Annotated in this window: 13 protein-coding genes; 3 read left to right on the top strand and 10 right to left on the bottom strand. The window is 61.4% G+C overall.

The annotated features are described in order from the left end of the window. Positions 1 to 65: 65 nt before the first annotated feature. Both AC1MCA_RS01335 and AC1MCA_RS01330 read right to left on the bottom strand, forming a co-directional pair. Positions 66 to 5,318, bottom strand: coding sequence for a hypothetical protein (locus tag AC1MCA_RS01335; protein WP_479800659.1), 5,253 nt, complete (start codon positions 5,316 to 5,318; stop codon positions 66 to 68). 166 nt (positions 5,319 to 5,484) lie between these two features. After that, positions 5,485 to 6,198 (bottom strand): hypothetical protein, encoded by a 714-nt coding sequence (locus AC1MCA_RS01330; RefSeq protein WP_479800657.1) that lies wholly within the window; start codon positions 6,196 to 6,198, stop codon positions 5,485 to 5,487. Positions 6,199 to 7,129: 931 nt separating this feature from the next. Between AC1MCA_RS01330 and AC1MCA_RS01325 the strand changes: the two genes are divergently transcribed. Then, complete coding sequence (locus AC1MCA_RS01325; protein WP_479800655.1) at positions 7,130 to 8,575, top strand: FRG domain-containing protein; 1,446 nt, start codon at positions 7,130 to 7,132, stop codon at positions 8,573 to 8,575. A gap of 94 nt (positions 8,576 to 8,669) precedes the next feature. On the opposite strand, the gene AC1MCA_RS01320 is transcribed toward AC1MCA_RS01325, so the two are convergent. Further along, entirely contained in the window at positions 8,670 to 9,170 is a 501-nt protein-coding gene (locus AC1MCA_RS01320) for a hypothetical protein (RefSeq protein ID WP_479800654.1), read from the bottom strand. 565 nt (positions 9,171 to 9,735) lie between these two features. Continuing rightward, positions 9,736 to 10,689 carry an HNH endonuclease gene (locus AC1MCA_RS01315; protein WP_479800652.1) on the bottom strand — a complete coding sequence of 318 codons (954 nt, stop codon included), beginning with the start codon at positions 10,687 to 10,689 and terminating at the stop codon, positions 9,736 to 9,738. A gap of 261 nt (positions 10,690 to 10,950) precedes the next feature. On the opposite strand from AC1MCA_RS01315, the gene AC1MCA_RS01310 reads away from it, so the two are divergent. Beyond that, complete coding sequence (locus tag AC1MCA_RS01310) at positions 10,951 to 12,429, top strand: competence protein CoiA family protein (protein ID WP_479800650.1); 1,479 nt, start codon at positions 10,951 to 10,953, stop codon at positions 12,427 to 12,429. 26 nt (positions 12,430 to 12,455) lie between these two features. Then, positions 12,456 to 12,839 (top strand): HAD domain-containing protein, encoded by a 384-nt coding sequence (locus AC1MCA_RS01305; RefSeq protein ID WP_479800648.1) that lies wholly within the window; start codon positions 12,456 to 12,458, stop codon positions 12,837 to 12,839. Between the two features lie 92 nt (positions 12,840 to 12,931). On the opposite strand, the gene AC1MCA_RS01300 is transcribed toward AC1MCA_RS01305, so the two are convergent. From AC1MCA_RS01300 to AC1MCA_RS01275, 6 genes are all read right to left on the bottom strand, one after another. Beyond that, a complete protein-coding gene (locus tag AC1MCA_RS01300) occupies positions 12,932 to 13,129 on the bottom strand; it encodes a hypothetical protein (RefSeq protein ID WP_479800646.1) in 198 nt (65 codons plus the stop codon). Between the two features lie 229 nt (positions 13,130 to 13,358). Beyond that, positions 13,359 to 13,688, bottom strand: coding sequence for a hypothetical protein (locus AC1MCA_RS01295; RefSeq protein WP_479800644.1), 330 nt, complete (start codon positions 13,686 to 13,688; stop codon positions 13,359 to 13,361). Between the two features lie 1,930 nt (positions 13,689 to 15,618). Further along, on the bottom strand, positions 15,619 to 16,611 hold the full coding sequence (locus AC1MCA_RS01290; RefSeq protein WP_479800642.1) for an Lrp/AsnC family transcriptional regulator: 993 nt from the start codon (positions 16,609 to 16,611) through the stop codon (positions 15,619 to 15,621). Positions 16,612 to 16,708: 97 nt separating this feature from the next. Further along, positions 16,709 to 17,899, bottom strand: coding sequence for an amidohydrolase (locus AC1MCA_RS01285; RefSeq protein ID WP_479803506.1), 1,191 nt, complete (start codon positions 17,897 to 17,899; stop codon positions 16,709 to 16,711). A gap of 70 nt (positions 17,900 to 17,969) precedes the next feature. After that, entirely contained in the window at positions 17,970 to 18,722 is a 753-nt protein-coding gene (locus AC1MCA_RS01280; RefSeq protein ID WP_479800640.1) for a hypothetical protein, read from the bottom strand. 23 nt (positions 18,723 to 18,745) lie between these two features. Then, positions 18,746 to 19,480: a DUF5058 family protein gene (locus tag AC1MCA_RS01275; RefSeq protein ID WP_479800639.1), complete on the bottom strand. Its 735-nt coding sequence runs from the start codon at positions 19,478 to 19,480 to the stop codon at positions 18,746 to 18,748. Positions 19,481 to 19,874 lie beyond the last annotated feature (394 nt).

Below are 19,874 nucleotides of genomic sequence, written 5' to 3'. Positions count from 1 at the left end.
TCGGGGTTGCGCCGGTGATGTGTGTCCGCTGGCAAGATAAGGCTGGCCGCGGCATATTCAGAGGGCTACTCGTCGAGCTGCTGAAGTCTGACGGCCCCGCGATCGCCCGCCGCCGCCAGTCCATCAACGATCCGGTGGTAGTGACTCTTTACCTCGCCGAGAATCAAGCCAGCGCGGCGAAGCTCTATCAACCACTCCTCAAGAAGCCAGAGATGGTTCGCGAACAGATCAAAACGGCCGTCAATGATCGTTTCGATCCAGGTTAACGCCACAGTTGTCTGCCATACACGCGGCGTACCCTTAGCGAATTTGACTGTCGCGTCGACAGCCTTTGGTTCATGACGCGCGAGGACCAACCAACGGCCCTCAAGGTGACCGAGCGCCTCGGGCTGCAGCCACTTCTCTCGGCAACGAGCAAGGGTTGCATCGATGTTTGAGTCCCATGACCTCGGGCTCGGAGTGGGAAGCAAAGCCGCCGTCAAGTAATCGAACCAGTGACGTTGTGAACGAAGTTGACTGCCATCGCCGACGACATCTAACGCGATCTCCATGGCCCACGGCCAAAAGTCCGGCATCGACTCTCTAAGAGCTTCGTCGTAGGTAAACACGGTCGCGAATCCATCAAAGAGTAGATGTAGCGCGTTCGAGTCAGCGGCGAACGACTCAACGTGGGATTTGATAGGGTCGCGGTCGCCACCCAGCACGACTTCGATCATCCGTCGAGCGATCGGCTCGTGATCGATATGCGAATGGTGGTCGTACCCCTCCTTCCACCAGTGAGCGAGCCCTCTACGGTGGGCGTCCCAGAGAGGTGCCCAGAGGTCTTCGACCGCGCTGTGGATGCACGCAATGTTTCGGGCATCCACCATGCATGCGAGTGGCGTCCGAAGGTGGTTGACAAGCAAACTCTCATCAGTGACAGCCGGCAATGTCTCGTGGAAGGGGGCTGAGAGCGAACCCAGCCGCCGCCGTTGGGTCTGCTGATCCCATGGGCCCAGCAGAGAGTCTGCCAACCCCGCGACCGCAGCTTCCCACGCTGGCTGATGGCGACGGCATCGTCTCGTTGCTTGGTCGATATCACATTGAGCGTCCCACACTGGGCCGCATCCTTTAACGAAGATTGCACGTACCTCATCGAACATGCTCGTCGCGAGCGACCGCAGACACCTCTCGACTCGCTCTTGGTCGAGGCCCATCTCGTCGAACCGTTCAAGCAGGAGCAGAGGAGTCGACGCGGCAGCCGCTCGATCTGCTCCCATTGAGAACATCGTTCCACTGAAACTCATGCCGTCGACTTGTGGATTCTCCGCAGCCCACATCACGGCGTCCGCCGCCCACGCAAGATGAGATGACTCCAGTGCCGCCAGTCCCAAGGCATGGGCCCGCACGGCCGCCGCGGCGACAGCCACAAGAGCGTTCTCCGGCCACAGCATGCCCTCCGGCACCTCGCTGTCCTCATCGATTCGGAGGGCAGTCAAAAGGTCCTCCTGGATATTTTCGACGGGCCAGTTCTCAGGGTCGTCGTTGTGATGCGCATACCGGTTCTGGAGACCATAAAGGGTGTTCGTTTTTTGAAGTTCAGCAGTGCGGGGAGCAAGGACCTGTTCGATCCGTTCGGGCCGTTCGAACTGAATCATGAACTGGTCACCGCTCTCGCTGGCGCTATAGTTCTCGATGCGGAACTCTTCCGCCCAGCTCTCGATCACCGCGATATCGTCCCCGTCGCGTGGAGCGTCTCCTTGTTCGGCTCTTGCGTTCTCAAGGAGTTTGGTGCCGATGACCCGCAACTGATCGAGTCGCTCGTCGTCGCCCGCGAGTCGGGCGTTGACTACCATCGAGCCTACGGTTTCGTGGAACGTGTACCTTCGTCGGTCCGTCCCGGATAGCTTGTCAGCATCGGCGTCTCGGACTCGGAAACCATAGTCACCGGTGACGCGAGCAGTCTCCAAGTGCCAGACCGCTGGGGAAGCGAGGAATGGGTCAAGGAGCGTTCCGGCTCCGTCAAGGTGCCGAGTCAGGAACCCAACGACCAGTCCGGGAATGGCGAGGTTGTGGCAGTCGCGAAGAAGTAGTCTAAGGATTGTCTCAACCGGCAGTTTCAGTACCTCGTGCAGGTGGTCGGCGAAGCGTTCCACCGCCAGTAGCGCGCTCATGCAGGCGTAGGGTCCGACGCTGGTTCCTCGATACCAAGCCCAAACGTGGCTGTCGCCAAGGAAGAGCCGACGGCCGGTTTCCGGAAGATCAAGCTCTACCCCCTCGAGGGCTTCGGGATTGCCCTCGATGTAACCCGCTGGTTGTTGGCCGACCCGGAATTTGGCGGCGTGGTCCAGCATCCGGTTGATAAGCCCGATGGCTTCTGCAGGAATGGCGTTGAGCAAGCGGAAGAAGGGACCGTAGTACCAAGCCGATTGTGGTGATCCGAATCCCGTGCCAAGCCCGTGCCTGAAGTCCCGGATGCCGTCATCCATAAGGTGGCTGTGGGCCCAGTGTTCGTCAGGATCGGGTAGCTCGATATAGTACGCCTCGGCCAGGTCCAAGAGCAGGCTTGGGTTCGCCTCAGACATGCTGACGCCAACAACGATCGACTCCACAGCAGGGTTGAGGCTTCCCGGCCTTTCTTTCGCGACCGTGCGGAGCCAAGCCTCCGCACGGTCGTCGAGATCCGACCCCAGCGTTGCCAGCGCCTCGATCGTGAACTTGTCGTACAGCGGTGGATCGCCCGCGAGGATGACATCTCGAACCTCTTGGCGGAGCTGATCCTGTCCTTGGTGAGAAGTTGCCATTCCGCGTAACCAGGCCAGGACGAGTCCACGGATGACCTCGTGCAGGTCTCGATTCCCAAGCCGCGGCCCACGTTCAATCTTCGGTCGTTCGGCGAAAGCGACCTTCACGAGAGGAGCGAGCGCAAATGCGTCCCCAATCGTTCCGCTCACATACCGAGCCTCCGCCAGACGGAGAAGAGTCAACAGGGGAGCATAGCTTTCTGCGGTGAGCATGTCCCACAGTTCACGCACAGCAGACTCCGCGTCTCCTAGCGTGAGGAGAGCTTCGTAGGGGATCTCCAGCCATCGTTCGCCTTGCTCTTTCGCAACGTCGCGGAACTTAGCTGTAAGAGCCGTCCAAGTTGCCAGACGGCTGTCGTTGAGGAGCGCGGTCTGGCATCCGAGGCGCGCCGACCGGATCGACCAGCGAGGTGCCCCTGCTGCGACGAGCAAATCCCAGCCGTTCGTTATGAAGAGCCGGCAAAGAGCGAAATCACGGAACAGATCGGTGGTGAACTCATCTCCCGGTGCAAATGAAGGGTTGTTCGGCATGCGAAGCACACCAGCGGAGCGGAGTTCAGCAGGGCCAAGACCGTGCGGCGAGTCAGCCGGAACGCCCAGCGTGCGCCTGGCGACGCGCAGAGCAGCCTGTTCCCGATCATCCGGTGACGCGGAGCCCACAACATGCACCTCATTCTGACGGATAAGGCTCCGCCACACTGTCGAGAACACGTCCGCCTCGCAGAGCAGGTCGCCCGGATCGAGATCAACGTCTGTGCGTAGCAACGCGTCTACGAGGCCGGGGCGCCCCAGGAGCCAATTCGCACGCGGATCGCTGGCCAGTCGCGCCAGGGGCAAGAAGGTGGCCGGAAGCTCTTCGCATTCTGAGGCGGTCAACGGCCCCACAACGTGTTCCGCTGGGGCACTTCGCAGTCCAGCAAGCTCACAAGCGCGAGCCAATTCATCTCGAACCTGACGTGACCCGTCCGTTCGCGTCACTGCCACCACACCGATACCCGCCCGCAAAGCGGATCCGGCCACCATGCGGAAGACCTGGCCCTTGCCTTCGAGAACAGACTCTGCGCCATCAATCAATAGAAGCCTTATCGGACGCGCCGGTCCAGCTCCCATCACCTCGTCCAGCGAGTGCCCGCTCAACTGACTTTCGAGCTCAGACAGGTTCAGAGGGAGATCGCGCAGGCTGAGGGAGGTGACGGCCCCACCGTTGCGCTGGATGGCTTCGGCTGCCCTCAACGACAATGCGGATTTCCCTACATCAGGGTCGCCCGTGACCACGAGGGCACTGCCAGAAGACCCTGTCGTCCGTATGTGGTCTAGGAGTCGAGTTCGTTCCTCGGAGCGATCCAACTCAAGTTCTTGGGTTCCAGAGCGCAATGCCGGTCGAACAGATTCACGCAGCTGAACCCCCAGCCTGTCGAACGCTGCCCAGGCGCTGGCATAACGGGCAGAGCTCAAAATGGGGTAGTTGCTCAAGCTCCGGCGAATCACTGACTGCGTGAGCACTGCTGCTTGCGGTGCCCATTCCCCGACAAGTTCCTCGATGCGTGAAAACAGAGCATCTGCCACCACTGGGGTGCCGTCACTGAGCATTCGCTGCAGCGCGTTCACCGCCGCCGTCCGGTCTTCTCGGCCCGTTCTCTCCAGGCGCAAGCTTCGAGTTGTGAGACATGAGAGAAGCCTCCAGGTCAGTTCTTGACTACTCAGCCCACGAGCAGAGGAAAGGCCGCTTGCCGCTTGCCCCACGAGTCCTTGGATGTGGGCGTACCTGTCACGAACTCCAGCATTGGTTCGCCCGGACTGTGTCAGACGCTTGGCCAGCTCTTCGCCATTGGGAAGGGACCGCGCAAGCTCCGCGAGTTCGGCCAGTTGGGTGACCGCGTTGGCGCTAGTCGAGACTGCGAGGACGAGATGCCATAGCCCCGACGATGCCTCCGACCAGTGGTCCGTCACGATTGTCAGGAAATCACGGATCAACGGGACCGATGCGCTATCACTGTTGGTCAGGGCCGGACTCCTGCGGACCGCGATAGATGCCCGGTGTGTTCGTCCGTGAGCGTCGCGGCCCTCAAGTAGGAGATCATCTACCTCGCTGAGGTCGCTGGCCTGGAGCCGAATCGAGTCGACCGATATGGCGTCGCCGAGCTCCGAAACGGAGTCGCCGCCAAGGAACCTCGCGATCAGACATGCGGCGTACGAGTGCTCCAGGCGAACACCTCCACCTCCGGTCGAATACGGACTCGACCCGTTTGCCGGCGAAGGCGGGTTTTCTGCAGGTGCAACCTCTTCCAACCATGCGCTGATCAGAGGATTAGAGACTGCAAGTTGCCACAGAATTGCTCGCCCAGACTTCTTAGAGCCGGCGAAGCCAGCGTCCGACAACGTCGCCAGCGCCCCGTTTGCTGTAGTTGGTGACACTTTCAGTTCAGATGCAACTTCGCGCCCGGAGCGCGGAGTAATGCTTCCCGCCAGCACTTTCAGAGTTCGGTACTCGACATCGCTGAGGGTTGCTTCAAGGGTTTCCGTAGCAGTTGCCATAGTCCAAGCCTAGGCTTCTATGTCCAGAATTGCTGGACATGGCAGGTCTTCCATCTCACGTCACCTAAGACCAGGTAGCTGACCTAGGACGTTCGTGCCATCTGCATTGTCGTAGCATCGAATTTGCCATCGTGGGCTCTTAGCGTGGTTGTGCTCTCTGTCAGTTCTAGGTGGGGGAGGGGCGCGTCGTGAGTGATGTGCTGATGCGTTCGGTGCTGGTGAACCAGGAGAGTAGTCGCGGGTCGATGGCGCCGATGACGGTTCGCATGTTGACCAGTTGGGCTCGGACGTTGCTGTTGATGATGGGTTCCAGGTGGGCAACCCGGTTCCGGAGGTGGTAGACGCCCTCAACTGCCCGTTCGAGTTCACGTGGTGTTCTGCGTAGGTGTGGAAATGCTCTGTGGAGTGCTTCGTCCCAGAGGCGTTGTTTGCCGGCGTCGTGGCGCCCGGGCAGGATGAAGCGCCAGGTTCCGAGGGACATCGCGGCAAGGATGTCTGCGTGCATGGGGTCTCGTTGGCCCTGTGGCCTGCGTGTGGTCGATTTAAGTGCACGACGCCTGGCATCAGGGATGTCGCGGCCGGCGACGCGGAGTAGCAAGGCGCTCGGGTCGATGAGCCAGTCTGATGAATGACTCCGGCCGGTGTCAGGATCCATCTGGGAGGCGTTCCACCTGCAGAGTTGTTCGTCCACGGCGTTGCGGAGGACGACTTCAAAGACGTGCAGGGCTTCGTAGACGGCGCCTGAGAGGTCAATGTTCCAACGGTAGAGCCGGATCGCCTCATGCAGGGTGGGTGTCTCGCGGATGTACGGTGCCAGGCGCTCGGGGCTGATCCTGTGCTGAAGGACCAGTTCGATTGGTGTTTGGTGCGCTGCGGCCATAGGACTAAACTGTAGAGGAAGACAGGGGCAGGTTCCCTGTTATGGATTACTGAGGGTCCCGCGGCCAGGCGACGCGGGGCCCTCAGCCGTTAACCGCGACTGCAAAAATACTGGTCGGCGGATGCCTCGCGCGAGTCAGCAAGCGGTCCGTCAGCGAGTGGATCAGATTGGTCAGGAGTGGGTGTTGACACTGTCAACAGATTTGGCGGCGGACTGGGCCGAATATCGGCCGGTCGGGCTCTGATTGCTTATGTTTTCGCGGCTTCCCAATGTTAGCAAGGCCAGGAATGCAGTTCGAGTCCCACCTCGGGCACAGTGTTTCCGCAGGTCAGAGACTTTTTGTCTTTTTACTGTTGACAAAGCTTGACTTTTCGAGATTCTCCATCGACTCGTTCCTCGAAGGCAGAGCCGCGATGTGGCCGGTGATCTTCCATGAGTTCGTAATCCCGTTCCGTTCATCGCCGGCCCAGCGGCAGCTGTGGTTGCGGCGGACGCCGCAGCCAGGGAACCCGATCCTGGTCCCGGACCAGGTTAAACGTGACCAGCTCGCGGCGCCTGCCAAGCCGTGCCTGCACCCGCCACACTTCAAGGTCAATCCGCGGCGGACTCTCACTGGGGTAGTGCTTGAAGCCTTACACCACCCAACTGTGCGCGCTGCCCGGGATCAGCCCTGACTCAGGTGAGGATTGGAGTGGGCACCACCCGCAGATGAACTGAGTATTCATGTGCGGGTTCGGCGGTCGATTGACGACGGCAGCCCGATGTGAGTTGGTTAGTTCGGACACTGGATAATGCCCTCATGGAGAATGATCACACCGAAAGTGCCGACAACACGCTGCCCCCAAAAAGTAAGCCCCGCGGCGAGGCTCCCTCAAGAGCGTCGAAGAGTCTTGGTGGGTTGGATCGGACGGCTCTGTTGGGGGAGCAGTTTGTGAAGCAGCAGGAGCAGATGCTGAAGAGTCTTGGTGGGTTGGATCGGACGGCTCTGTTGGGGGAGCAGTTTGTGAAGCAGCAGGAGCAGATGCTGAAGAGTCTTGGTGGGTTGGATCGGACGGCTCTGTTGGGGGAGCAGTTTGTGAAGCAGCAGGAGCAGATGCTGAAGAGTCTTGGTGGGTTGGATCGGACGGCTCTGTTGGGGGAGCAGTTTGTGAAGCAGCAGGAGCAGATGCTGAAGAGTCTTGGTGGGTTGGATCGGACGGCTCTGTTGGGGGAGCAGTTTGTGAAGCAGCAGGAACAGATGCTGAAGAGCCTCGGTGGGGGACTCCCCGCGCTGGCGGAATCTCTTCGTGCCAATTACTCCAACCTGTCTGCGGTTCGATCTCTGACGTACCCTGCGCTAAAGAGTGTCAGCGCTGGTAGGAATCACGCGTATTCGCCCGAGATGATGCGATCCTCTAGTTATTTTGAGCAGTACGAATCTGAGGTTGATAGCTTTGAGGAGTTCCACAACGAGTCTTCCATTCTCATGGGGAACCATCAGAAATCGCGCTTCCTATGGCGGGGCCAGCGAGACGCCGACTGGCCGCTGCACAGCTCCCTTTTTCGCGCACTGTGGGCAGCGAACGGTGTTCGCTCACCGCACGAAAAGCATCGGGAGGAAGAACGCTTCCCGACCGAAGCTGACATGGTCATGGCTGAAGCCAGCATCCTTGATCATGTTCGAGAACATTGGCGGTTCGATGATGACAGCGCCATGTCCACCTTCGCGCGGCTACAACACTTCGGAGCACCAACGCGCCTTCTTGATGTTTCTCGAAATCCGCTCATCGCTGCCTGGTTCGCAACGGAGGCGAATGACGAGACCGATGACAAAGACTGCAGAATTTTTGCCTTGGCAACCTCGACCATGCCAGACGACGACACCGAACGGGACCGGCAGGACCAGGGAAGCAAGATTGGACGCCATGACGCTGGCCAGGCACTGCCGTTCTGGCATGCCTTGGAATCTGACCAGATACGGCAAGATAACCAATGGGGAACCGGAAGACTTCGCCGATTCTGGGTCCCACCCCTCTACGAAAGCAGAATTTCCGCCCAGAATGCTGCGTTTATCCTCGACGGTGTTCCCTTAGATTCCCCTGACTTAGACAAGCACTTTCTGAAGCCGGGTGGCAAGGAGCCCTGGAAGATTACAGATCGATTGGCCAGCGGATCCATAAGCGTCCGGTTCTCGCGCCCGGGAAGGCCCGTAGGCCGCAGGCTTGCGAAACAACTTCCCCCCAGTTTCACGATACGGATCACCGCCAAGGCGAAACGCGAAATTCGTGAGGTCCTAAATGCTAGGTATTCCTATAACCGGGCCACTATCTACCCCGACATCCAAGGGGCCGCGGAGGCCATCCGAACCGACTTGAAGGACCTTTTAGTAAAGGGCTAACGGATCGCCATCATGGTAACTGCACCTGGGCGTCACCAACCGTCCCGGCACGATTAGAGCAACCGCCTAGTTGGGTGACCGCATAGGATTCGACTCATGACCAGCCGCCAGGATAATCAAGCGGGGGCGCTGCAGAATCAATGAAGAGGACGTCCTTGCGGACCGCCCAACGGCCTACGGCCGCCGCTACGCCAACGATGGCCCACGGTATTAGCATCACGGCCTGCCAGCCAAAACCCAGGACGCTGCCCAACAGCCAGAACGCGAAAGTTGGTACAACGAAAAAGGCTCCGATATGGACCCATTGTTCCCGGACCGGGCGCAACAGGTAGGCCAACACCCAGGCCAGTGGCGCGGCGAACACCAAGGCAACTCCGAAGCCATAAAAAACCGTCATGCCCAATAAGCCCCACATGTGGCCAGCGTCAGTCCCATTCCGCACGGCGGGTACGCCAAAGTACGCCGCAACCACTAGCAGCAGTAGACCTACCCAGAGCGAGGTCGCGATCAGCCAGCCCCTGATGAACCCGTAGGCATCCAGGGCTACCCTGTATGACCGAACTGCTTGCGGCTGCGCCGCGTCCCCCAACGCCATGGGCCCAGCCTACCGATAGCCGTCATTTGCGTCCCTTGGGGTTCCGTCTGAGGGCGGGCGGCTCCTTGTCGTCATCCAATTCGATGTCTCGAAACCTCTTCGCCTCGAAACCCTAGCGTTTCAAGACAGTCGGCAGGAGTCGACAACGGACGTGACTGCCGGTGCGGGCCGCGTTCGCACCGGCAGCTGAAGTCAGTGAGGGTGATATTTAGCGCTGCAAAAAGACCGCCATTTATGGTTGAAATTCACAGCTGCGAAACGGCGGTACAAGTTGTGGTCTGCGAAGTCCTCAAGGAAACCCGGACTGCGACGACGGGGGCATTTGATGAAACTCGGCTACGCACGCATCTCCATTTCAGATCAGGACGCGAGCGTACAGATCAAAGCGCTCATGAACTACGCCCCGACAGGAGGAGTACATCTATTTCTGGCGGGTGGACTGTAGGGGCGGGTCTGTGATCGACGTACTGAAACCGTCAATGAGTCCACGTTCAGAGGGCTTTTTTGGGTGCGGGAGACCGGCACAACATCGTTGTCGGCGGCCCTGAGGCTGGCCCTGCAAGTCTCAGGGCTCGTTAGCAGCGACGGCCAGGTGGTGCTCCCGATGCCAGGCGAAGTAGCCCTGCGATCGTTCGTCATGAGCGAGGCAGCTGCGGCCGAAGGTGTACCCGAGATGGTCCCCAATCTGTCCGTGTCCCGGTTTGCCGGCCCCGATGGTTCCGTCAGTGCCGACGATGAGGTAGCCGCGCTCAAAGAGCGCATCGCAACCGAACAGGCATGCCAGCATGGACACATTGCGAGTGTCCATGCGCTCCGCCTCGGAGCATTTAGAGCGGGGTTTGATGTGGGCGGCGACCAGGAAGTCGTCCGGATAGGAGTGCCCGCAGAGGGAGCATGAGCTGCCCCGGAGCTGCAGCTGCTGGTTCCGCAGGTAGCGCTGCTCGGTCCGAACGGCGGCGAGGGTCAACGTGTCGCTGGGACCGCCTAGGTATTGCTCGGAAGGCCACGCCCCGTCCAGCCCTTTATCTCCACCGTTGGCGATTTCCAGCCCTGCGTGGTGCAGCAGCTTCAGGGCGGCGTCCCGGTCTACCGAATATACGTAACCGTTGTTGGAGCCGCCTTTCGCCGTGACCGGGCCCCGGCCCGGCGGCAGGATCCGGTAGGCGTCCTCCCGTGGAATTCGGACTTCGCAGAGAGGATCGGTGAGCACCAGTATGCCGTTCGTGTCCGTTGGCTCCTTGTAGCCGCGCAACGGCGGATAAGAAGGCGTCGGCAGCGTGGCCACGAGGCTGATGCCCTGAACTGCTGGGCTCTTGAAGTTCAGTACGACGTCTCCCGGCCGGACATCATGCAATGTCTCCCAAGAGGCGACGCGCTGCCCGCCGGCGCCTTTCAAAGGTGCCCACAAGGTGCCGTCGAGATAGACATGCCGGAAGTTCTGGGACTGGAATGCCCACCAGAAATTAGTGGCAGGACCGACAGGGACGGTGATCGGCGTGTCCTTCGTTGAACTGGTCATGCCTTATTCATACCGGAAAACGCAAGGGCGCCTGAGGATCCTGCAAAGGGTCTGCGCCAACCGGGGTGCCCTGCTCTGCCCGTAGCGGCGGGCTCGAATCGTCAACGGTTCTTGATGGCGCCGTCGGCGGACGGCAGGTAGATTGACCGCCAGGTGACAATGGGCGTGGTGGTGGGGGGATCTTCGTTGCAGCTGGTGGCGTACATCAATGGTGAGCGAGTCGATGCGACTGAGCTGGCTCATCGGCCGTGGCGTGATCTGGTGAAACATCCGCGCTATGCGGAGCTGGTGCTGATTGAATGCGGGCTGCGGGCCAAACGGGTGACCTCCCACATGGGCCGCCAGTACTTCGCCCATTACCCGAGCTTTGAGTGCCCCGTCGTGCACAAGTCGGAGTCGCCCCAGCACCTGGCCATGAAGCAGGCGCTGAAGGACAGGATCAACGCGGCCCCGGGGTGGACCGCGGAGGTGGAGGCCGCTCATCCCGAGCGGGCCTGGACTGCCGACGTCTTGGCCACCAACACGGACGGCCGGCGGCTTGCGTTCGAAGTCCAGCTCTCGCCGCAGACCCAGGAAGAGTTCGTGCGCCGGTCCCAGCGTTACGTGGACGATGGCATCGGCCCGGTGTGGGTTGTCCCCAAAGACTTCGATTGGTTCCGGGTGCAGCTGCCGATGATCATAACGGGCTTCGGCAAGACCAGCGACCTGCCCGGGGATCCTGCTGAATTGATGGAACTGCTCGACCACCAGCCGCTCATCGGAAAAATGGCCCGGTCCGGGGCGATAGTGGACGCGGTCCTGCAACCAAGATTCAAGTGGCCTCACGGGACGCCACGGCACCAGTGGGACACCATCCAGCGACTGGAGGCTGAGCGCGCCGAAGCAGCGGAGGCCGCCAGGGTGGAGGCTGCTCAGGAAGCCAAAGCGAGACAGCTCGTGGGCCAGGAGGAGGTACAACGCAAGGCGGAAAGGGACTCGCTGTTCACGGTTCAAGCTGTGGCACCGGACGTCGGGGCTGTACCCGCAGTTAAGGCGGGGATGAATGTGTGGGCGAGCATCGTCAGGTGTTCTGGCTCCGGCCACCCTTTCCTCATCTGGCGGCTGCTGGAGCCGCCGGCGAGGATTGATCTTCGCCCATACCGGCCGGGCCCTGAAAGCCTGGACCGTGTCCTTGTCCCGGTCGAGGCCTGGCTTCTGGCCGCTGGCGGCTCGCTGGTCCGAGGCAAGTTGGTCACCGTGAACCGACCCGGTAAGCCTCTGGGGTTCGCATGCCCTACATGCAACGACCTGGTCCAAGGGCGGTGGGTGTCTTCGCTACCAAACTCGAAGTGGTCAGCAATTGCCGAACGTATCCCGGCGGAGGTCGACGTTCCCAGGCCGCCGGAACCGGGCGCGCGCCCTGGGCCGCCAAGGGAGCAAACCTTCAGGCCTCAGATGGTGCACCGGCCGACGCGCATTGAGGAAGGCCCCCCGGAGTTCATCGGCCCGCGGCCCTGGGCCCTCTGGATGTCTGAAACCAGGGACGCGACCGAGATCGCCGCACGCCAGACGGCCAAAGATGCCAGGGCGGCACGACTGCGGGAGATCAGCGAGAACCCACGCTACATCGGCAGCGCCAACGGATTCAGGTTCGAGTGCAGTGACTGCGGCGGAACTTTCGAAGACGACAACGAGGGCATCCACGCGAACGCCCAGTGTCTGGCGCGTGGCGGCAGGAACCCGGCTGGCAGTTGGCGATGACGGGCGGTCGTGAAAGGGTCGCACCCATGAAGCCGATCATCCTGCTCGACATCGACGGCGTTCTCAACCCGGCGCTCCGGTCGCGGCCGGGTGCTGTCCGGCCTGACCCGTTGCTCTCCTGTGAGAAGAAAGCATTGGTACGGCGCCTGGGCAGGTGCGGCCGGATCGCGTGGGTGTCGACCCGGCCGGCAGAGATGACAGCCGACTTGGAGGACCAGCTGCAACTGGACGTGGAGCCGCTGCGGGTGACGCTGTTGCTCCGCGCCGCGGACGGGGACGACCCAACGCCGAAGCTGGCTGGGACTCGGTCGTATGGATCGACGACGTCCTCGAACCGGATGCCAGGAAGTGGGCCCACGGTCACCACCAGCCGGTCCTTCTGGAGAAGCCAATACCGGACCAGGGACTGACCGAGGCGCACGTCGTCGCAGTCGAGGTGTTCATCGAGGGTGGCGGGGGAGGGGTCGAAGCTCCGACCCCCTGAAGAACGGACGGTGCCGGGCTACCGGGGCGCGGCGCCGAGGTACTCCTCCAGGGTGATGCCTTGGGTGGCAATGTCGGTGGTGAGCTGCACGCCGACGAAGCGCAGATGCCAGGGCTCGTGGTACTCCGGAAAGCGGTGGAAGGCGACCTGGCTACTTGGCGGGATCCGTACTGCAGTGCGGCCTACGGCCCCCTCTAAATTCTGGCTGCCCGTCATCGCAGAGTCCTTTGTCTGGCAGAGGGGCTGACGGTGGCGACTTGTTTGTGCAAGGTTCGTAAGGACCGTATAGACGCTGGACTGCTAACGGGCGCCCCACCACGACGGCTCAGGTGTCAAGGGTTCCACCACGGGCTCCGGCTGGGATTCCTGTATGGATTCCACCTGAGAACAAATCAACCGCAGGCCGCAACGGACAGCCCTCGAACTTCCCTGCTAATGCCACTTCCTACCGCCACTCAAACAGGTCTGTCTTCCAAGAACTTCCGCTCCAAATGAGACGGCAGTTGTATAGCCGTGGCTCAGGGTTATAGTTCACCCACGTACTGAGTTTGTAGGTCTTGATGGAGGGCTCATATACATCACTGCGGTCTTGTCTCTCCCTGTCGCCGACGCTGTCCTGAATCATCCGCTCGCAGGTTTCCTTGGCATTGCTCCACGTGTTTGCAGGATTATTCCGTGGGTCTGATGCTGTGTGTATCCAGGAACTGATGCCAAAGTATCCACCGATGACAGCGGCGATGATGCCCCAGATGGCAAGTTTCTTGAGAGGACTCATCCTAGGAGGCTGATGGTGAGCCGGAGTGGCAAGCCGGCGTTGCTGCGGAGGGCTCACTGGGGGAGTGGGTGTTTGCCAGGACTCCAACTTCAAAGGCTGCTGTGGCTGTGGCTTAGGTTCCGGGCCGTGTTGATTTTCCAAAAGTTCCCCCAATATCTAGATGAACGACAGCACTCACCAATGAATACGGTCGTGCAGTGAATCATATGGTCAAGCACCCACAATTGATGGCTTCCTCGAACTTCGGTATCAGCAGAGAGGTATTTCTCTTGATACCGGGGAGGTGCCGCCATCCTCACAGGGACTGCGAAAAGAGTTTGGAACCAAGGGCGGGGGTGCTAAGACAAACAATTCACACACCTGTTATCGAGGCAAGATAACCGCGGTGTGTGGCGCATCGGGGCCAACGACATCGAGGACTTCATCGCCGAGGCATACCGGCGCACCGCCGAACGGATCGCTGCAATCAATTTCGTAAGGCCCCTGACCCCTAACACAAAGCGACTGCCGCGCCCCCTCGAAATGGGGAGCGGCAGTCGCTCTGTTTGTTCAGAATCTGTCAGGAAGGGCGTGTTGACAATGTCAACAGAATCGGCGCCGGACTGGGCTGTACATTGGCCGGACTGGCTCGGATTCGGAATGTTTTCTTGAGTTCCCAGTGTTTGCAAGGGCTGGAATGCAGTTCGAGTCCCACCTCGGGCACGCATTCCCCCTCGTCAGAGGGGGTTTTGCTTTTAATGTGTTGACATTGACCCTCCGCTTGCTGGGATGTGGCGATATACGTCCTCTAATCTGGCTTGTTCGCGAGGCCGTTGTTGGCCATCACTCATTCATAGCTATGAGTTGTGTTGACGACATGACCAAGGCGAAATTTCTTCCCGGTTTCCATCCATCAGGTGCTCCCCGCGCTCTGGCAGGGCGTCTGGCTGTGTGTTTGTCGGGCCAAACACGTGTTGACAGTGTCAACACCTGTCAACGGGCCCGCCTGTAGAGTTGCGCGCCGGTGAATCGGAGTTCATGCATGCCGTGTTTTCTTTCGGTTTGTGCAGCCGGCCTTTCGTGCTGCCCCATATCCATGCAATCGGCAGATGATGCCGACATGACGGCCCGCCAGGATTTCCGCGAAGCTCGCTGAGAGGAGACAATATTGGGCGGCGGGCGGATCAGCGTATCTTTGTGCCGGCGGCGGCTGGCCGGAGGAGTCTGCGCAGCCCACGGGCTCCGCGGGCACAGACCCAAAACCGGTGAGGACTGGAGGTGTGTGTGACTGGACACCACCTACTCCGCCAGTGTTGTCGCAGCTCAGGCGCATTCAGGCCAGGGTGTGTGCACAAACTTCCGCGGAAGTCTGGACACGTGGACTTCAATGGAGGTCCCGGGATGGACTGCAGCAGTAGTCCTTCCACGGGGCAATCCGGTCCCAGCCTATGCAGCATCGGTTCACCGGACCGGGGGAGCACCATCGTTAAGACCAGCAGGGCAGTCGGCCGGACTGGATCGTGATCATTTTGGAACGCCAAGCACCTAACGAGGCTGTGGCGGGGCAACTTGCAAGCCGGGAGGGGACAGCACAGCCGTATGGATAGGAAAGTCGGCGCAAAGAACGGGATTCCACACGGTCCCAGGCAGCCTGGTAACACTCGATGTTGCTGGAGCATACGTCGGCCTATCGGCAAAGACCGGCCCCGGGCGACTGTCTGTCAGGTGGGAACTAAGACTCTTCGCCAAAGAAAGTGTAGAAATACCTTCTGGAGCCTATTCTGACGGTTTTGAGCGAAAGCCTGAAGTCAGGTTGGGGCGTGAGTCACCATGACAGGAGGGCGGCGCCACCGGGAAAACTGACGCGCATGAAGTTTGCCGGGCAGCCTAGGATGGTGCTTTCTTACAGTTGTTGTCGGTGCCGAAGCCGGGGCCTCTTTACGCGGTCCGCTTAGGCTGCAGCCGCCGGAACTTCCGGAATTCCATTGTGGTAGCGCACGGTGCTTCGCTTGAATATCTCTGCATAGATGGAGGACCGGATCCCTGCCACGCCGTCGCGTTTCTGGAGGTCGGCCAGCAGCGCCCCGAGATCCTCCAGCGCGGCTACCGCCACCTGTGCCACGAGCTGGTCGCCGGAGGCAGCGGCCCAGCGCGTGACTGCGAGGCCGGCGAGGTGTTCCCCCAGCCTGCGCGTCGATCCGTCCGCACAGGCGACCGTGATCAGGGACTCGACCGGGAAGCCCAACGCTCCCAGGTCCACCACGGCCCTGATGAACAAGGTCCCGGATCCGGTCATCGCATCCAGCCGTCGGCTCACGGTTGCTTTGGAGACGGACAGTTCAGAAGCGAGCTCGTCCAATGTGGCCCGGCCGTTGTCGTGCAGCAGCATGGCCAGCATGCGGCTGGTCTCATCGAGCGGTGGGCGGCCATCTGCGTTGCCGGCGAGGCGGCCGTCCTCGTCCGAGTGCAGCGCTGCGTACTGTTGTTTGGTCAGAACATCCGGCGTCCAGCCGGAGGGTGTGCGGAAGTACTCGAACAGCGGCATCATGGTGAACGACTGGATGCCGTCTACCTCCCCGAGGCGGTGGTACAGCAGGTTCGCCAATGCATCGGGGGCGAGGAACATTCCCGCCACTGCCTCATTCGATCCAGAGAGGGCGCTGACCCAGGAGGACTCGTCCTGGTCAGCGAGCCACGAACAAACTCGGCGCAGCTCCCTGGGAACTGCTTGCACGCGGAGCAGGAAGGAAGTACGGGAACTTACTGCTGCTGGGTTGATGAAGGCGTTGATGCGTATGGCCCCGGATTCGAGGAGTTTGTTGCCGCGGCGGGCCACGGTCCGTTCCTGTTGGCCGAGGACCTCGGCGATCAGCCGCCACGGGGCGCGGCCATTGCGCACGAGTGCGGCCATAATCTGCCGATCGAGCGTATCAAGCTGCTCCACGTCCAGTTCCTTCGTCGCTGTTTCGGCCGTCGATGCAGGCCAGGCTAGGTACCCGAACTGCGCGGGGCAACAGGCTTCCCTGTCGCCCCGCGGCATCTCAGTTCCGGCCCAGATAGGCTAGCACTCCGGATAGCGCTGCACTTGTTCCTCCGACGACGGCGGCGTGTGCCTCCGGGGCGAAGAACGGCGAATGGTTGCCGGCAGGCGTTGCGCCGTCCTGGAAGAGTTCCGGAGCAAACGCGCCAAAAGCCCAGTAGACCCCCGGAACGCCAATGGCGTCGCTGAGCCAGCCCGCATCTTCGGAAGCCATCCCGAGCGGAGCATTGATCAGGGCGTCCGCGCCGAAGTCCGCCGTGAACGCTTCGATGACGCGGCGGGTGGCGGCAGGCTCGTTGTAGCAGCGGGGGAAGGTGTTCAGTTCCGCGATGGTCGGCTCCGGGGCGCCGGAGGCGGCGGCTTCAGCAGAGACGATCCGGCGGATAGCCGCGAGGACGGTGGCGCGGGTGCCTTCATCCGGGGTCCGGATGTTGATGGAAAACTCCGCAGTCTCGGGGATGATGTTTTCCTTCAGGCCCGCGTGGAACGTGCCCACGGTGATGACGGCAGGCGTGGACGGTGCCAGTTCGCGCGAGACGATGGTCTGGAGCCGAAGGACCATGGCAGAGGCGGCAACAATCGGATCAATTGATTGCTCCGGCTGCGAGCCGTGTGCCTGGCGGCCGTGGACTGTGACCTTCCAGGAGTCGGCCAAGGTGGCCATGTGCCCGCCCCGGATGACGAGCGTGCCCTTGGCCGCGGGCAGGACGTGTTGGGCCAGCACCACCTCGGGTTTGGGCGCCCGGTCCCACAGTCCGTCGTTGATCATCGCCCTGGCGCCGTACGCTGTCTCCTCGCCGGGTTGGAAGATCAGGACCAGGGTTCCGGCCCAGAGTTCCCTGCGGTCGGCAAGGACGGCGGCAAGTGCGAGTGCCGCCGTGATGTGGGTGTCATGCCCGCAGCCGTGCATCACCGGGACCGTGACACCGTCCGGCTGCGTGCCAGTCGCCTCGCTGGAGTAAGCCAGGCCTGTCTGTTCGGCGATGGGCAGTCCGTCGGTGTCGGCCCTGAAACCGACGACGGGTCCCTCGCCGTTCCTCAGGACAGCCACTACCCCCGTGACCCCGCAGCGGAAGGATTCAATCCCCAGGCCGGCCAGCCGGGCTTCGATGTAGGCGGCAGTCTCGAATTCCTGGGCCGAGAGTTCCGGATGGGCGTGCAGGTGCTCGTACACGGCGGTGTATTCGTCCATAAAGGATTCGGGAACATCTATGGCGGCTGTCAGCCGCACACTCGTAGTGGTGGTCATGGCTGGTTCCCTTTCAGTGGGTGGGTTCGGAGAGGCGGGCGGCCGGGCTGTCTCCACCCTGGGCTGTGTCGGCGGCCGGCGGCGGGGTGTTGGACCGCGCGAACCAGGAGACGGCGAGAGTGATGATGACGGCCAGAGCGGTGGCGTAGAAAGTCAGTGCCGGCACTAACGGCACCACCACAAAGACGATGAGGGCTGCAACCACAACGGCCACGATGGTGGTGCGGCGGCTCTTCATGGCCACCACGCTCTGCAGGACCACGGCACCGAAGACCGCAGGCAGGATATAGCCACGGGCGGTAGCGATCAGCGGTGCGGGGAGCATCCCCACCAGCCAGGTGCCCAGGACGCCCACAAAGAGAATCAGTGTGGTGATGTGGATCAGCACCGCGCCGATGATGGCGCTCCCGGCAATGAGTTCGGCCCGGCGCGTGCCCGGCCTTTCACCCAGGTTGGCCTGCGCCACGACGGCCGCGGGGAGGAGCTTGTTGGCGATGTTTCCGATCAGGAACGCCTGGTACATTGCCGACCGGCCCAGAATAGGGAAGTAGGAGATGGGCTCAATGATGGCAATGACGCCGAACGTAGCCAGCACGGCGGCCACTGCGGTGACAAGCTCCAGGCCGGTGATGCCCATTCCCGAGCCGAAAGCGGCGTACAGGGCAGCGGCAAGGGAGATGAGCAGCCCAAGCCCCAGCGTGATGGGGCCCCAAACGGAGGTGGTGCGGTCAAATGCTGCGAGTTCAGCGGAAGTGGTTGTGGACATCGGATTGGCTCCTTTCAGGAGTTTCAGACTGCGGTCATAAAAAATGCGGCGGCAAGGGCCACAATGATGGCGAGCCCCAGCCCCCACTCGCGCACCCAGGGGCGCCGCAGCCGGTGGGCCAGCAGGAGGCAGGCTCCCATCGCGGCCGCTGACACGATCATGGTCACCAGGTGCACGGGGGACTTGACCACCTCGGTGAACGCCAGGGTGAAGAATGCGCCCAGCAGCGCGGCGGTGGGGACAACGGCCATGACTGCAGGATTGACTTTGCGGAGTTTCGCGTCACCCTTGCTCAGGAGGGGTGTGAGGATCAGGGCCGAGAGCATCCAGGCGAGCCCGCCGATGGTCATGGCAGCGAAGGCAAGGGCGAATATCTTCTGGGTGTAGGTGGGTCCGCCCAGTTGAGCGCCCTGCGTGCCTGCAGAAATTCCTGCGGCGGCGACGTCGAACGCGGCCGAACCCACGAGGCCGATCCGGGCCAGCACCGCGGGTGTCCCGAAAAGCGGGAGCAGGGAAACTGCAATCAGGGCCACGGCGAGCGAGGGCCCGATCGCAGCCACAGCTCCGGACCGGACCGAGCTGGTGACCTCGGCCCGAGTGAGGCCGACGGCCGGGGCCGCCTTCCGGATGGCCCTGAAATAGATGACCGACTGGAGGATGATCACCGCGAAGACTCCCACTGCCGCAGCCCAAAGGACCGGATGGTGGATGAGTGGGGTGATATCTGTGGAACCTGGATCGACAACTGCAACAGCCACGTGCGCTCCCTTGCGAGATGTGAGGGACACCCCAGGGATGGGGATGTCTAAAAGGTCAATAAATTGGCACAATGTGCCGCTATGTTTCATTTGTACAGCATTGAATGTCCATAAGTACATACTTTGCTGATTCCTGACGTGTATCAACCACGTCGCAAGAACGTAAATCTGAAGTCGGCCGCGCCGATATGAGAAGCCGTATACAGTGCCTTCTCGACAAGCGTGTCTGCAAACCCCAAACGGTGGGTCCGTAGCCGGGATCGATGTCCATGGGCAACCGACGAAGACGGTATCCGCGATATCTAATACCCACCGGACGCCGTGTTGCTGGACCCTGTCCCATCGGGGACCAAAGACCTGTCAGCAGGATGCTCGAGACCGGTGGCCGCTCCGC

Source organism: Arthrobacter sp. BK1, assembly GCF_056680055.1.
The sequence above is the reverse complement of the archived record's forward strand: the minus strand, read 5'-3'. Positions and strand labels throughout refer to the sequence as shown.

Excerpts from the sequence above, each read along its gene's own strand:
- AC1MCA_RS01335 (WP_479800659.1), bottom strand. The coding sequence starts at position 5,318 with ATGGCAACTGCTACGGAAACCCTTGAAGCAACCCTCAGCGATGTCGAG.
- AC1MCA_RS01330 (WP_479800657.1), bottom strand. The coding sequence starts at position 6,198 with ATGGCCGCAGCGCACCAAACACCAATCGAACTGGTCCTTCAGCACAGG.
- AC1MCA_RS01320 (WP_479800654.1), bottom strand. The coding sequence starts at position 9,170 with ATGGCGTTGGGGGACGCGGCGCAGCCGCAAGCAGTTCGGTCATACAGG.
- AC1MCA_RS01315 (WP_479800652.1), bottom strand. The coding sequence starts at position 10,689 with ATGACCAGTTCAACGAAGGACACGCCGATCACCGTCCCTGTCGGTCCT.
- AC1MCA_RS01305 (WP_479800648.1), top strand. The coding sequence starts at position 12,456 with ATGAAGCCGATCATCCTGCTCGACATCGACGGCGTTCTCAACCCGGCG.
- AC1MCA_RS01300 (WP_479800646.1), bottom strand. The coding sequence starts at position 13,129 with ATGACGGGCAGCCAGAATTTAGAGGGGGCCGTAGGCCGCACTGCAGTA.
- AC1MCA_RS01295 (WP_479800644.1), bottom strand. The coding sequence starts at position 13,688 with ATGAGTCCTCTCAAGAAACTTGCCATCTGGGGCATCATCGCCGCTGTC.
- AC1MCA_RS01285 (WP_479803506.1), bottom strand. The coding sequence starts at position 17,899 with ATGGACGAATACACCGCCGTGTACGAGCACCTGCACGCCCATCCGGAA.
- AC1MCA_RS01280 (WP_479800640.1), bottom strand. The coding sequence starts at position 18,722 with ATGTCCACAACCACTTCCGCTGAACTCGCAGCATTTGACCGCACCACC.